General features: G+C 67.8%; 10 protein-coding genes. 8 read left to right on the forward strand and 2 right to left on the reverse strand.

Annotated elements, in window-relative coordinates:
* Nucleotides 1-57 precede the first annotated feature (57 nt).
* Both FHT08_RS03850 and gshB read right to left on the reverse strand, forming a co-directional pair.
* A complete protein-coding gene (locus FHT08_RS03850) occupies nt 58-930 on the reverse strand; it encodes an energy transducer TonB (RefSeq protein ID WP_104536039.1) in 873 nt (290 codons plus the stop codon).
* Nucleotides 927-1877: a glutathione synthase gene (gshB, locus tag FHT08_RS03855; RefSeq protein WP_104536038.1), complete on the reverse strand. Its 951-nt coding sequence runs from the start codon at nt 1875-1877 to the stop codon at nt 927-929. Before gshB ends, FHT08_RS03850 begins: the two co-directional genes overlap by 4 nt.
* Nucleotides 1878-2117: 240 nt before the next feature.
* Between gshB and pilG the strand changes: the two genes are divergently transcribed.
* From pilG to FHT08_RS03895, 8 genes are all read left to right on the forward strand, one after another.
* Nucleotides 2118-2519, forward strand: a complete 402-nt coding sequence (gene pilG, locus FHT08_RS03860) for a twitching motility response regulator PilG (RefSeq protein ID WP_024711139.1) — start codon at nt 2118-2120, stop codon at nt 2517-2519.
* A gap of 17 nt (nt 2520-2536) precedes the next feature.
* Nucleotides 2537-2899, forward strand: coding sequence for a response regulator (locus FHT08_RS03865; protein WP_104536037.1), 363 nt, complete (start codon nt 2537-2539; stop codon nt 2897-2899).
* Nucleotides 2899-3429, forward strand: coding sequence for a chemotaxis protein CheW (locus FHT08_RS03870; protein WP_003482487.1), 531 nt, complete (start codon nt 2899-2901; stop codon nt 3427-3429). The genes FHT08_RS03865 and FHT08_RS03870 overlap by 1 nt, the downstream gene beginning before the upstream one ends.
* 39 nt (nt 3430-3468) lie before the next feature.
* Nucleotides 3469-5505: a methyl-accepting chemotaxis protein gene (locus FHT08_RS03875; protein WP_104536036.1), complete on the forward strand. Its 2037-nt coding sequence runs from the start codon at nt 3469-3471 to the stop codon at nt 5503-5505.
* A gap of 113 nt (nt 5506-5618) precedes the next feature.
* Nucleotides 5619-12695, forward strand: coding sequence for an Hpt domain-containing protein (locus tag FHT08_RS03880; RefSeq protein WP_166774347.1), 7077 nt, complete (start codon nt 5619-5621; stop codon nt 12693-12695).
* 7 nt (nt 12696-12702) lie between these two features.
* Nucleotides 12703-13890: a chemotaxis protein CheB gene (locus FHT08_RS03885; protein WP_104605670.1), complete on the forward strand. Its 1188-nt coding sequence runs from the start codon at nt 12703-12705 to the stop codon at nt 13888-13890.
* Between the two features lie 35 nt (nt 13891-13925).
* The gene (locus FHT08_RS03890) at nt 13926-14402 is read left to right on the forward strand and encodes a chemotaxis protein CheW (RefSeq protein WP_104536033.1); all 477 of its coding nucleotides are present in this window, start codon (nt 13926-13928) and stop codon (nt 14400-14402) included.
* A gap of 235 nt (nt 14403-14637) precedes the next feature.
* The gene (locus FHT08_RS03895) at nt 14638-15210 is read left to right on the forward strand and encodes a GNAT family N-acetyltransferase (protein ID WP_104536032.1); all 573 of its coding nucleotides are present in this window, start codon (nt 14638-14640) and stop codon (nt 15208-15210) included.
* Nucleotides 15211-15378: the final 168 nt, after the last annotated feature.

A 15378-nucleotide genomic window follows, 5' to 3' on the forward strand; every position in this document is an offset into this window, starting at 1 on the left:
AGTCTGCCGGAAAGGCATGCCGCAGAAAGACGCGTCCTTGTCGGCACGCGCGACGGCTCAACGATCGTCGTGCAGTTCGCCACCGGGCAGGAACAGCCAGGTGCGTGTGACCTGCAGGATATCCACGTCGTCCTTGGTCCTGGGCAACGGCGGGAACGGCTGCGCCAGCTGCACCACCCGTAGCGCTGCCGCATCCAGGGTCGGGGTGCCGCTGGAGACCAGCACGCGGCTGCTTTCCACGCTGCCGTCGCGGCGCACGCCCACACTGATCACCACTTTGCCGCCGAGTCGGCGCCGGCGCGCTTCGTCCGGGTAATTGAGATTGCCGACGCGCTCGGCGCGGTCCACCCAGGCACGCAGGTAGTTGGCGTAGGCGTACTCGCGGGTGCTGGCCGAGACGAACTTGCGATTGGGACGCTTGGCATATTGTTCCGAGCGCAGATGCACCTCGGCAGCGAGTCGCGCCATTTCCGCGTCGCGCTGCACGCGTTGCGCATCGGTGGGCGAGAGCGGGTCGGTCTGCGGGTTCGGCTGCGGTGTGGGCACGGTCTGCTCGCCGCGGCGACTGGCCACCACTCGGGTCTGGGTCGGTTCCGGCACCTGCACCGTGGTTGCACGCTGCGCCTGCGGTGCCAGCCCGCTGCGGTCCTGCGGCACCACCCCGGGTTGGCTGTCGCGCGGACGTTGCGCGGTGGCGTGATCGCCGCCGCCCTGCTGGTTGGCCTGGGCCAGGAAATCGGCCTGCCTGGGCGTCAGCGGGGTGCTGGTCTGGCTGAAGATCACATCCAGCGTCGGCACCAGCGGAGCGTCCTCGCTGACCGCAAACCCCACGCCCAGGATCAGCGCGCCGTGCAGCAGCAGCGAGATCACCAGCGTCGCGGTCAACCGTCGCCGCTCGTCCATGGGAGCCGGTGCCGCGGCCGCGCTCATTGCGCCGCGCCGGCCTCGATCGCGTCGAACAGCAGCCCGGCGATGTTGAGGCCGAACTGCGCATCCAGCTCGCGCACGCAGGTGGGGCTGGTGACGTTGACCTCGGTCAGGTAATCGCCGATCACATCCAGGCCGACGAAGCGCATGCCGCGGCGGCGCATTTCCGGGCCTACCTGCGCGGCGATCCAGCGGTCGCGCTCTGACAGCGGCCGGCCTTCGCCACGCCCGCCGGCGGCCAGGTTGCCGCGGAATTCGTCGCCCTGCGGAATCCGTGCCAGGCAGTAGTCCACCGGCTGGCCATCGACCAGCAGGATGCGCTTGTCGCCGGCGGTGATGTCGGGGATGAAGCGCTGCGCCAGGGTCAGCTTGCGATTGCCGTCGGTCAGCGTTTCCAGGATCACGTTGAGGTTGGGGTCGCCGGTGCCGCTGCGGAAGATCGAACGCCCGCCCATGCCGTCCAGCGGCTTGAGCACAGCCTGGCCATGTTCGAGCACGAAGGCCTTCAGCGCCGCCGCATCGCGGCTGACCAGGGTCGGCGGGCAGCATTGCGGAAACAGCAGCGCGGCCAGTTTTTCGTTGTAGTCGCGCAGGCCCTGCGGGTCGTTGACCACCTGCGCGCCGGCGCGCTGGGCCACGCTCAGCACCTGGGTGTCGTAGACGAACTCCGCATCCACCGGCGGGTCCTTGCGCATCAGCACCACCTGGCCGGGGCCGAATGCCAGTTCGGCGAACTCGCCCAGGGTGAACCAGCCGGTCTTGTCCTCGCACACGCTCAAGGGCGCGACCTGTGCCACCGCGCGTCCCTCGCGCAGGCTGAGTCCGCCCGGACGCACATACTGCAGGCGGTGACCGCGCCGCTGCGCTTCCAGCAACATGGCGAAGGTGGTGTCTTTGGCGATCTTGATGGAGGCGATGGGATCCATCACCACAACGACGTCGAGCGACATGGGGAGCTAAACCTCTAGAACAGGCTGCCGATGGTAACTTCAAGCGGTGGGCGATGGCGCGCCCGGCCGGTCGTGAGTGCGCGACTTGCCGGTCGCCCCCGCAGCTGCACACGGTCGGAACGTCCGCCTGGCGGGCCCCCGGCAACGTACCCTTGACAGTCGATGCGGGTCTTGGGATATACATGTAGTTTCGTAGCGACGCCGGAAGGGAAGAAGCGTCGCGCGTCCGGGGATATTTGCATGACTGAAAACATTGCTGCGGGTGGGGAACTCGCAGGACTGAAGGTGATGGTGATCGATGATTCGAAGACCATTCGCCGCACCGCCGAAACGCTGCTGAAGCGGGAAGGCTGTGAAGTAGTGACAGCGACCGATGGTTTCGAGGCACTGGCCAAGATTGCCGACCAGCAACCTCAGATCATTTTCGTCGACATCATGATGCCGCGTCTGGATGGGTACCAGACGTGCGCGTTGATCAAGGGCAACCAGCTCTTCAAGTCGACGCCGGTGATCATGCTGTCGTCCAAGGACGGCCTGTTCGACAAGGCACGCGGCCGCATCGTCGGCTCCGAGCAATATCTGACCAAGCCGTTCACACGTGAAGAACTACTGAGCGCGATTCGCACGTACGTCCACGCCTGACCAGGGGGAAAGGCAACATGGCTCGAATTATATTGATCGAGGACTCGCCCACCGATAGGGCAGTCTTCAGTCAATGGCTGGAAAAAGCAGGCCATACGGTCGTCGCCACCGACAATGCCGAGGAGGGACTTGCGCTGATTCGCAGCCAGGCGCCCGATCTGGTGCTGATGGACGTGGTGCTGCCCGGCATGAGCGGCTTCCAGGCAACGCGCGCATTGGCGCGCGACCAGGCCACCAAGGACATCCCCGTGCTGCTGGTCAGCACCAAGGGCATGGAGACCGACAAGGCCTGGGGTCTGCGACAGGGTGCCAGCGACTACATCGTCAAGCCGCCGCGCGAAGACGATCTGATCGCCCGCATCGAACAACTGGTGCGTTGATGCGTTCTCCATTCGACATTCTCGAAGACTACGAGCGTCGTAGTCTTGCGCACGCCACGCCGCTGCCGGAACGCCAGTTCTCGGCCGACATCTGGCGCGGCGTCGGTTATCGCGTCGGTACCCGGCGCCTGGTCTCGGATTTCCGCGAAGTCGCGGAAATCGTGCCGATGCCGCCGGTCACGCCGGTGCCGGGCGCACAGCCCTGGCTGTTGGGCGTGGGCAACCTGCGCGGCAACCTGTTCCCGGTGATCGATCTGAAGCAGTTCCTGGAGGGCCGACGGACGGTGCTGCAGGAAGGCCAGCGCGTGCTGATCATGCGCCAGAGCGGCGGCGACGTCGCGCTGACCATCGATGAGCTGTACGGCCAGCGCAGCTTCGAGCAGGTCCAGGCGGTCGAACCCGGCGAGTTGGCGCAAGGCCGCTACGCCCACTTCATCGACCGTGCCTTCCGCAACGAGACGCAGGACTGGGGTGTGTTCTCCCTGGCGTTGCTGTCGCGCACTCCTGAATTCCGGCAAGCCGCGGCCTAAGCCGCGACCCCGCCACGTCATACAGATCGAGGTCGAACCATGAGTACCGCCCCGGACGCCCGCAAGACCAACAAGCTCGGCAGCGTCAGCACCAGCTTCTGGCTTGGTTTGCTGGTGTTGTCGATGATCGTGTTCGGCGCCAATACCGGCGTCGCCACCTGGCAGGGCAGTCGCCTGGCCGGTGCCGGCACCGGCGCGGCCGATCTGCAGGTGCTGTCGCAGCAGCTGGCCAACCAGGGCCGCGAAGCGGTCTCCGGTGACCCCAAGGCGTTCGCCGCGTTCAAGGAGACCAAGGGCCGCATCGACAGCACGGTCAGCGAACTGGATGGCCGCTACGGCCAGGAAGGTTCGGTCGCCGGTGCGATGGCCCAGCTCAAGGCGACCTGGGTGCCGCTGAGCAAGAACGCCGATCAGGTCATTGCCAGCGAACCGGCGGTGCTCGGGCTGGCCGGCAATGCCGAACGCTTCTCCGGCAGCGTGCCGCAGTTGCAGGCGCAGTTGAACGAAGTGGTGCGCGCGATGACGGTCAGCGGCGCGCCCGCGTCGCAGATCTACAACACGCTGCAGCAGGTCGTGGTTGCCGGCACCATGGCGCGCCGGGTGACCGAAATGCGCGCCGGTGGCGCCAATGCCGCCGCCTCCGGCGATGCGCTGGCGCGCGACTCGGTGGTGTTCACGCAGATGCTCGAGGGCCTGCGCGCAGGCAACGACGAACTCGGGATCGCCGCGGTGCGCAATCCGGCCGCGTTGTCGGCGCTGGAGCAGTCGCAGGCCCAGTGGGTGACGATGAAGAAGGACGTCGACGCCATCCTGGCCAGCTCGCGCAACCTGTTCGCCGCGCAATCCTCGGCCGCCGCACTGACCGCCGGTTCGAACAAGATGCTGGACGACAGCAAGAAGCTGTTCGATGCGTTCTCGGCGTTCGGCTCGGTGCGCGACACGCGCCTGTTTCCGAACTTCTGGCTGGGCGTGGTGTCCGGCCTGCTGGCGCTGCTGGCGATCATTGGTTTCGTCTGGAGCTCGGTGCGGATGCGCTCGCGCGAGCAGGACGTGCGTTATCAGGCGCAGGTCGAATTCAACAGCCGCAACCAGCAGGCGATCATGCGCTTGCTGGACGAAATCAGCTCGCTCGGCGAGGGCGACCTGACCGTCAAGGCCTCGGTGACCGAGGACATGACCGGCGCGATTGCAGACGCCATCAACTACGCGGTGGACGAGTTGCGCCACCTGGTGACCACGATCAACGACACCTCGGCCAAGGTCGCCGTGTCGACCCAGGAAACCCAGGCCACCGCGATGCAGCTGGCCGACGCAGCCGGGCAGCAGGCCAACCAGATCACCACCGCTTCCGAGCGCATCAGCGAAATCGCTGCCAGCATCGAACAGGTGTCGCGCAATTCCACCGAATCGGCCGAGGTGGCGCAGCGCTCGGTGGTGATCGCCGCCGAAGGTGCCGGCGTGGTGCGCGAGACGATCCAGGGCATGGACCAGATCCGCGACCAGATCCAGGAAACCTCCAAGCGCATCAAGCGCCTGGGCGAGTCCTCGCAGGAGATCGGCTCGATCGTGGAACTGATCAACGACATTTCCGAGCAGACCAACATCCTGGCGCTCAACGCTGCGGTGCAGGCCGCCTCGGCGGGCGAGGCCGGTCGCGGTTTCGCGGTGGTGGCCGACGAAGTGCAGCGCCTGGCCGAACGCACCTCCAGTGCGACCCGGCGTATCGAAGGCCTGGTGCAGACCATTCAGGCCGATACCAACGAAGCGGTCAGCTCGATGGAGCAGACCACCTCCGAAGTGGTGTCCGGTGCACGCCTGGCCGAAGACGCCGGTACCGCGCTGACCGAAATCGAGCGCGTGTCCAACGCCTTGAACAACCTGATCAAGAACATCTCCATCGCCGCGCACCAGCAGTCGGCCGCAGCGACGGACATCACACAGACCATGGGCGTGATCCGTCAGATCACCAGCCAGACATCGCAGGGTGCGGAGCAGACGGCCGAGTCGATCGGCAACCTGGCTCAGCTCGCGGCCGATCTGCGCCGTTCGGTCGCCGACTTCAAGCTGCCGGCGTGAGCACGACGCGGAACGGGAAAGGATCAGCAGATGGCGCGTAGTAGCGTTACGTCGATGCAGGAACAGACCGGTGGCCGCCCTGGCGGTACGCCGGCCGTAGGCAGGGGGCTGCAATGAGTGCGCTTCGCGATGCGATGAGTCACGCCGCGCTGGGCTGGGTCAAGCCGGAGCTGGACGAGACGTTGCGCCAGGCGCGCAACGAGATCGAGTATTTTGCCGAAGAACCGTCCGACACCAGTCGGATGCGTTTCTGCGCCGGCTATCTGCACCAGGTGCAGGGCACCTTGCGCATGGTCGAGCTATACGCCCCGGCGATGGTGGCCGAAGAACTCGAACTGCTGGCCCAGGCGGTGCAGGCCGGCGACGTGGCCGACCGCGACGAAGCCTGCGCCATGCTGATGCGTGGCACCGTGCTGTTGCCCGATTACCTGGAGCGCCTGCAGAACGGTCACCGCGACATTCCGATCGTGCTGCTGCCGCTGCTCAATGAAATCCGTGCCACGCGTGGTCAGCCGGGTCTGAACGAAAGCGTGCTGTTCGCGTTCGATCCGCAGGCCGGTGCCGCCACCGAGGCCGAGCTGGATCATGCCCGCGGCAGTCTGAGCGGGCGCAATCGCGAGTTGCTCGACACCGTCGGCAACGCGGTCAAGGAAGAATTGCTGCGCGTCAAGGATGCGCTGGACCTGCACCTGCGCACCGGCGGCGAGATCGCCGACCTGCAGAGCCAGGTCAATGATCTCGGCAGCGTTGCCGACACCCTGGGCATGATGGGCCTGGGCGTGGCGCGCAACGTGGTCGTGCAGCAGCGCGATGCGCTGGCGCGCGTGGTCGACGGCCAGGTGCAGATGGACGAAGGCGTGCTGCTGGATATCGCCGGCGCGCTGCTCTATGTCGATGCCTCGCTGGATGATCAGGTCGCCAGCCTGGGCGCCGATGTCGGCGACGGCAACGAAGCCAGCAACAGCGCCACCTCCTCGGAAGTGCGGCGCACGGTGGACGTGCTGGCGCAGGAAGCGATCGCCAATTTCGGTGCGGCGCGCGAGCATTTCGTCGCCTTCATCGAGACCAACTGGGACCACGCCCGTCTGACCGATGTTCCGCATCTGCTCGGCGAAGTGGGCGGTGCCTTGCGTATCCTCGAGCTGCCGCAGGCAGCCGATTATCTGGAAGGCGTGCGCCGCTACGTCGATCTGGAACTGATCGGCAAGCAGCGCGTGCCCAGCGGTCGCCAGCTGGACACCCTGGCCGACGCGATGGCCAGCCTGGAGTACTACCTGGAAGCCCTGCGCGAGCGCCGCCCCGGCCGCGAGGAGATCCTGGACATCACCCGCAACAGCCTGGAGACCCTGCGCTACTGGCCGCTGCCCTCGGGCCAGCCGTCCGACCTGCCGGTCGGTGCCGACCAGCCGGGCAGCGTGGCCGAGCCGCAGCCGTCCGCCGCATCGCTCGCTCGGCAAACCGGTGCCCCGGCGCTGGCGGCCAACGACGCTGCGCCGACGCCGTCGCTGGAATGGGCCAACGAAACCGTGGTCGAGGCGCCGTTCGCCGCCAGCGTGGTGCACGACACCGGCGCTGCCGCCACCGATACGGCGTTCTCCTTCGACCCGGTCGCCGCCGAAGAAACCGTCTCCGGCCAGGCGCACGTGCCGTTCACGGTCGCGCCGCTGGACCTGTCCGACGATGGCGCGCAGGCGCCAGGCGACTGGCAGCTGGAAACCAGCGAGCACGCCGCACCGATCGCCACCTCCGTGTTCGACCCGGTGTCGGCCGAGCAGGACGGCAGCGTGTCTGCCGATGCCGCGCAGGTCAGCTACACCGTGGATCTGAGTGCGCTGGAGCAGGACGACAGCGCCACGCCCGCGGTTGCCGAACCGGCGCCGCTGCAGATTGAGCAGATCGAGTTGCCGGGCGATGCCGACCAGACCGAGGCACCGCTGGACTTCATCGCGCAGGCCGAAACCAACCGCGCGCAGACCAGCATCGACGATGCGTTCTCGCCGCCGCCGTTGCCGCCTGTCGCGCCGCAGGAGCTGGACGACCCGTTCGTCGAATCCGTGCCCGAACCGCAGCCAGCCCCGGCCGATGAAGCCTCCGGGCAGAGCGCGCCGCGCGTGCAGCAGGCGGTGGTCAGCGAATTCGAACTGGACGCCGCATCGACGGCGTTCCTGGCCCAGCTCGACGCGGCCGCCGCGCAGTTCGATGTGCAGCATCCGCAGACGACCGATGCCCATGCCCAGGCAGCGAAGGCAGCGCCCGAGCCAGCAGTGAGCGAGCCGGTCCAGGCGAGTGCGGATGTTGGCATCTTCGGCGGCTTTGGCGACAGCGATATCGACGACGATATCCGCGACGTGTTCCTGGAGGAATTCGACGAGGAACTGGTCAATCTGGGCCAGCTGCTGCCGGTATGGCGTGCCGCGCCGCATAGCCAGGACAACCTGCGCCCGATCCGCCGCGTCTTCCACACCTTGAAGGGCAGCGGTCGTCTGGTCGGCGCGCAGGTGCTCGGCGAGTTCAGCTGGAAGATCGAGAGCATGCTCAATCGCGTGCTCGACAATTCACGGCCGGCCAGCCCGGCGGTGGTGGCGATGGTCGAGCTGGCCTACCAGGTGCTGCCGCAGTTCAACGCCGCACTGCGCGACCAGGGCCGCATCAGTGCCGACCTGCCGGACATCCAGGCAGTTGCCGAGCGTGTGGCCGCAGGCGAAGAAGTCTATTACGTGGCCGCGCCGGCGACGCCGGCGGCTGCGGATGTCGGTTTCATTCCGGCAGCTGCAGGTGTGTTCGCGGCGACCGGTGGCACACCGGCGTCGGTGGATAGCGTGCTGCGCGAGATCCTGGAAGCCGAAGTCGCCACCCATCTGGAAACCGTCAACGCATGGCTGCACGCCAGCCAGGCCGAGCCGCAGTTGGCGAGCGAGGAATTGCTGCGCGCCGTGCACACCATGAGCGGCGCATTCGCGATGACCGATGTGCCGGAAATCACGTTGGTGACCACGCCGGCCGAAAGCTACGTCAAGCGGCTGCTCGCCGCGTCGCTGGTCCCATCGCAGGAGGGCATCGACGCCATCGCCGCAACGGCCGCCGCAATCGCCGTCACCGTGACCGCCTTGCGCGCCGATGCGCCGTTGATCCCCTCGTTTGCGCCATTGACCGAGCGCCTGCGCGCGCTGGTGGAGACCCTGCCGGAAGTGCAATGGCCACCGCATGCGTTCCTGGACGAACTGGACGACCTGGATGCGCCGAGCGAGTCGGGGGTCGACAGCGAGTCGGCGGTCGAGCTGACCGGCGCGCAGGATCTGTCACAGTATCTGGACGCCAACGTGCTGCCGCCGGATGCGGCCGATCACCGCGCGCCCGCGCATGTCGCCGATGACGCCGCGCCGGATGCCGATGCGCACGCCGACGCCCCGATCGCGGTGGACGAGCTGGCCGAGGCCGAGGCCGACGACACGTCGGCGCTTGCGCTGGAAGCGCCGGCACCGCACGAACAGGCACAGGCAGCTGACATTGCTGCACAGGAGCTAGAGCCGGGTGTCGAATCGGTCGAGACCGCGCAGGCAGCACCTGGGGATGCACTCGCATCCGAGGCCGGTACGGAGCAGGTCGCCGACGCGGTGCATGGCGATGCTGTCCAGCACCAGCACGCAGCCGAAGCCGACGCCGAGTCGCTTGGCGTCGGTGCGCACGACACGCCGGCCGATGAGCCGGTGGTCGACGCCGCTGCCTGGGACGCGACCGGATTGCAGCAGGCCGGCAGTGGCGATGCGGCCTCGCATGAGCAATCAAGCCAGGTGCCGGACGCTGGCGAGCACGTGGCGGTGGACGAGTTGTCCGACGCGGAAGCTACGTTGGGCGACGCGCAGACGCTCGCCGCGCCGGAAGCCGGGGATGTCGATGCCGACCGTGCAGACCCCGAGCAGCAGTCGCTGGGCGAGCACGCGGCCGTGCACGACCAACACGATGGCGCCGCGTCCACGGACGATGCGCCTGTCGAGACCATCGAGGCATTGGAAGCGGTGCACGCGCAGGCCCTGCTTGCCGACCAGACCTACGCGGCGACCAGCGAAGACTGGACGCCGGGCACCGCGGCGCTGGACAGTGGTGCGACTGAGCGGGGCGACCACGTCCCCACGCCGCACGAAGGGACGACCGCCGGGCAGGCACAGCACGCGCAGCTGCCTGCCGACGAAGCAGCCCAGCACGGCGATGCCGCGTTGCCGCACGATGCCGACGCGCAGGTTGGCGACCGGTTGCACATGGAAGACACGGCGCAGTTTGGCGAGCAGCCGGCTTCCGAAGAGCATGCTCTGTCGGGCGAGCAGGTGCACCCGCAGCAACCTGCGCATGCGGACGAGCCTGCGCAATCGGACGCGCACGTCGAGTCGAGCGAGCAGGAACGCGCGGACGCGCACGCGCATGCCGACCAAGTCGAGCACATTGCAGAGGCAGAGCACGCTGCACAAGCGCAGCAGACTGACGAAGCACAGCAGGCTGCCGAAGCGCTACCCGAACGCACCATCGAGTCGGTGCAAGCCTTCGAGATGGCGCAGGTGGCCGATCGGGTCGAAGAAACCGGCGATCCGCAGTCGGAAATTGCGCCGGAGCTGCATTCGGACGTCGTTGCCGACGCCGAGGCGGATTCTCGTGCCGATGCCGGGGTCCACGCGCAGCATCCAGACGCAGACGAGACGCTCGAGGCTACCAACGCAACGGATCCTGTCGAGCATCCCGAACAAGTCGGACACGCCGAACCCGCAAGCGAACACGAAGACGCTGCAGCCGTGCCCTTCAGTGCGCCGGTGGAAGACGCCGCAGCGGCCGATGGCACCGCCAACGATGTGGGCGCAGACTTCGATGCCGGCCCGCTCAACTTCGACCAGCTCGATGGCGAGTTGGTCGACATCTTCGTCGAGGAAGGCCGCGACCTGCTGGATCATTGCGATGGTCTGATCGCCCGCATGCGCGAGGTGCCGGAAGACCGCGAGGTCCTCAACGGACTGCAGCGCGACCTGCACACGCTCAAGGGCGGCGCGCGCATGGCCGGCATCAACGCCATTGGCGATCTCGGCCATGCGATCGAATCGCTGCTCGAGGCGGTGGCGGCCAACCGTACCGACATCGACCGCGACGACGTGCGCCTGTTCGAGCGCGGCTTCGACCGCCTGCATCAGCTGCTGACCCGCACCGGCATGCACCGCGCCGTGGCGATGCCGACCGACCTGGTGGAAGCCTTCGAAACCCGTACCCGTGGCCGCAATGCCGCAGAGCCGAGCGACGCCGATGTGCGTGCGATCGCCAAGGCGTCGGTGGAACCGGCACCGCTGTCGGCGCCGGTGCCGGTCGAAGGCCAAGTCGAGGAAGAACTGATGCCGCGCGCGCAGCAGGAACAGGTGCGCGTGCGTGCCGACCTGCTCGATCGCCTGGTCAATCACGCCGGCGAAGTGGCGATCTACCGCTCGCGCCTGGAACAGCAGATGGGCGCCTTCCGCGGTGCCATGGGCGAACTGGATCGCACCAACGCCCGTCTTCGCGACCAGTTGCGGCGTCTGGATCTGGAAACCGAAGCGCAGATCGTGGCGCGGTATCAGCGCGAGCAGGACCAGGGCGATCGCACCTTCGATCCGCTGGAACTGGACCGCTTCTCCACCCTGCAGCAGCTCAGCCGCGCGCTGAACGAATCGGCCGCCGACTTGGGCGGTCTGCAAGGGGTATTGGAGGACCTGTCGCGTCAATACGATGGTCTGCTGCAACAGCAGTCGCGCGTCAGCTCCGAGTTGCAGGACGGCCTGATGCGCGCGCGCATGGTGCCGTTCGACGGCCTGGTGCCGCGTCTGCGTCGGGTGGTCCGCCAGGCGGCCAGCGACACCGGCAAGCAGGTGCATCTGCTGTTGGAGGGCACCCAGGGCGAACTCGACCGCAACGTGCTCGATCGCATGGTCGCGCCGCTGGAACACATGCTGCGCAACTCGGTGGCGCACGGCCTGGAGACGCCGGAGCAACGGCGCGACGCGGGCAAGCCGGAAGAGGGCAGCATCGCGATCCGTCTGCGCCGCGAAGGTTCGGAAATCGTGCTGGAAGTGGCCGACGATGGCGCCGGGCTGGACCGCGAGGCGATCCGTCGCCGTGGCGAGCAGCGCGGCCTGATCGAACCTGGCCAGGAGCTCAGCGAGGCCGAGCTGGATGGGCTGATCTTCGCCTCCGGTTTCAGTACCTCCGAGCAGGTCAGCCAGCTGGCCGGCCGTGGCGTGGGCATGGACGTGGTCCGCAACGAAGTGCGCCAGCTGGGCGGCTCGGTGGACATCCACTCGGTGCGCGGCCAGGGCGTCACCTTCACCCTGCGCCTGCCGCAGACGCTGGCGGTCACCCAGGCGGTGTTCGTGCGCATCGGCGACACCACCTTCGCGGTGCCGGTGGCGTCGGTCAGCGGTATCGGCCGCATCTCGCGCAGCCGCTACGCGTCTGGCGAGGGCGGCTACCACTACGCTGGCGAAGAGTACGTCCTGCACGATCTCGGCTCGCTGGTCGGCCAGGCCGCCGCGCGTGCCGATGGTCAGGCGCAGGTGCCGTTGCTGCTGGTGCGTGCGGGCGACCTGCGCGCGGCGGTGGCGATCGACCAGGTGCTGGGCAACCGCGAAATCGTGGTCAAGCCGGTGGGCCTGCAGATCGCCTCGGTGCCGGGCATCTACGGCGCCACCATCACCGGCGATGGCCGTGTGGTGGTGATCCTGGACGTGGCCCCGCTGGTGCGTCGCTATCTGAGCCAGCCGGCGCGGCCGGCGCTGGAAACCCCGGCCGAATCGCAGCGCCAGGTGCCGTTGGTGATGGTGGTGGACGATTCGCTGACCATGCGCAAGGTCACCAGCCGCGTACTGGAACGCCACAACCTGGACGTCACCACCGCACGCGATGGTGTCGAGGCATTGGAACTGCTGCAGGAGCGCGTGCCCGACCTGATGCTGCTGGACATCGAAATGCCGCGCATGGACGGCTACGAGCTGGCGACCGCGATGCGTGCCGACCCACGCTTCAAGGCGGTGCCGATCGTGATGATCACCTCGCGCAGCGGCGAGAAGCATCGCCAGCGCGCCTTCGAGATCGGCGTGCAGCGTTACCTGGGCAAGCCCTACCAAGAGTTGGATCTGATGCGAAACGTGTATGACCTGCTGGGGATCGCCCGTGTCCGAGAATAATGGCGCAATGGGAACTCCGGTCGCCCTGCTGGGCCGGCCCGGGCAGGCGCGCGAGCGCCTGCGTGAAGCGCTCGGCCTGGCCGGCGCGCACGTGGTGCTGGAAGACGAACCGGCGGCGGTGGACGTGCAGATGCTGCGCGATGCCGAACCGGTGGCAGTGCTGGTTGCGCTGGAGCCGTCGATCGAAGACGCGCTCGAAGCGCTGGAGCCGGCCTTCAACATGCCCGGTGTCACGGTGATCTTCGACGAAGCCGAGCTGACCGTGCGCCGCGAGGGCTGGGAAGCGCAGCGCTGGGTGCGCCATCTGGCGGCCAAGCTGCATGGCCACGCCGACGTGTTGCCGCCAGGCACCGAGAGCGAGCCGTCGCTGCAGCCCGAGCCGGGCCTGGAGTTGGCACCGCGGCAGCATTCGGATCTGCAGCTGGACCAGCATCTGCAGGCAGCTGCGCATGCGTTCGACAGCGTGCCCAGCGACACCTTGTTCGCACGTGGCGCCGACGCGTCCGAGACCGCAGCGGCGGCAGAGGCGCCAGTCCTGACGCTGGGCGATTCCAGTACCTGGGGCCTGGTCGACGAGGTGGCCGTGGTGGTGCGCCCGCGTGCCGAAGTGAACATGGATACGTTGTCGACCGGCGGGCTGTCGCTGGTCGAGCTGGATCAGGCCGGTGCGACCACCGGTGCAGTGCTGGTGCTGGCCGGCATCGGCGGCCCGGATGCGATCCGTCGCCTGCTGTCCGCGCTACCGCCGGCGTTTCCGCGCGCCGTGCTGGTGCGCATGACCCTGGATGGCGGCCAGTACGGCAACCTGGTGCGGCAGATGGGACGCGTGTCGGCGTTGCCGGTCGAACTGGGCGAGGCCGGCCAGGTGATTACGTCGGGCAAGGTTTACGTGCTGTCCGACGACATCGGCGTGCAGCAACATGCCGGCGCGCTGGCGTTTGTCGCGCAGGCCGATCCTGCCGGGCTGGTGGCCGCGTTGCCGCCGACCGACAGCGCGGTGCTGATGCTCAGCGGCGCCAATGAGGCGCTGGTCGAGTCAGCGCTGGCGCTGGCCGAGCAGGGCGGCTGGCTGGCGGGTCAATCCGCCGATGGCTGCTACGACCCGGCCGCGGCGGCGCGTCTGGCACGCCAAGGCATCCTGACCGGCGACCCCGTGCAGTTGGCGCAGGCATTGGCACAGCGCTGGCCGGCATAAGCCGGGCGCTTCCTCTCAAGATCGGAATAGGTGCGATGAGCTACGCCAACAATGACGAAATCCGCGGCGTTTTGATCCAGGCCGGCCACGAGCGCGTGCTGCTGCCGAACGCCACGGTGGCCGAGGTGATGTCGCGGGTGGCGGTCGAGCCGATGGCCGAGATGCCGCGCTGGGTGGTCGGGCGCATCGACTGGTACGGCTGGAAGGTGCCGCTGCTGTCGTTCGCGCGCTTGAGCGGGATGGGCGAGGAGCCGACGGCGGTCAACAACAAGGTGATCGTGCTCAAGGCGCTGGGTGGCAATCCGGCGCTGCCGTATTTCGCCTTGCTCACCGCTTCGTTCCCGCAGCTGATCTCGGTGCCGCGCGATGGCCTGCTGGCCGACGCCTCCGAAGATGCGCTGCCCGACGGCGTGCACATGCGCGTGCTGTTGGGCGAGCAGAGCGCATTGCTGCCGAACCTGGATGCGATCGAAGCGCAGGTTGCGCAGGCGCTCGCGGCGGTCGCCGCCTAAGGCGCCGCTGCTGGACGCCGCCGCTGCCGGCGTGCGGGTAGTGTCGGGATGGGGATCGGGACAGAGCTGCACCGGCCAGTCGGGCGTGCCCCTGCTGCGTGCAGTCCATGATGACACGGCAGATGCCCGAGCCTTCTTGCTGCCGTTGGGCAACCGTTTGCGGGGGCGTGATCTGTATGCATCAGCCTGATCCACGCAACACGCACGACGCGCGCAAGGCGCGGTCGTGGTTGTCATGAGTCTGCCCGTCTTTGCCCGCGTCGAGCACGCCGAGGGTGTGGTGCTGTGTGATCTGGCCATCGTCGATCCGGCGGCGATGGCCGACTACCACAGCCGTAATCGCGCGCATCTGGCCGCTGCGATGCCGCTGCGGCCGCCGGCGTTCTACAGCACCGACGGCTGGCGCCGCCTGAGCATCGCCTACCGCACCGCAGTGCCCGGCGAACGCGAGTTGCAACTGGTATTGCTGCGCGATGCGCAGGTGATCGGCACGGTCGGCTTCACCCAGATCCAGCGCGGTGCCTTCCAGGGCTGTCATCTGGGTTACGGCCTGGATGCGCAGCAGCAGGGACGCGGTTTGATGCAGTGGGCCGCCATGCAGGGCATCGCGTTTGCGTTCGGCCCGCTTGGCCTGCATCGGGTGATGGCGCAATACGTCCCCGACAACCTGCGCAGTGCGCGTGTCCTGCAGCGGCTGGGCTTTCAGATCGAAGGCTATGCGCGCCGGTATCTGCAATTGAACGGCGTCTGGCGCGACCATGTGTTGACCAGCAAATTGCGCGACGACGCTGACACCTGTGGCGGGTGAGTCTGTCTGCCCTCGTCGTGGGGCGGGCAGGCTACCGCGCGCGCAACGGGCCGGATGCAGCGGTAGTTGTGCGCGGATCCGCAGCCGACAGCGCCGCAAGGCGGTTTATCCGCGCGCGGCGCTGCCGCATGATGGAAGACTGTCGCCGCGCAGTGCGGCTGGCTGTCT

The organism is Xanthomonas sp. CFBP 8151, assembly GCF_011761885.1.
In the GTDB taxonomy this organism is placed as follows: Bacteria; Pseudomonadota; Gammaproteobacteria; order Xanthomonadales; family Xanthomonadaceae; genus Xanthomonas; species Xanthomonas arboricola_B.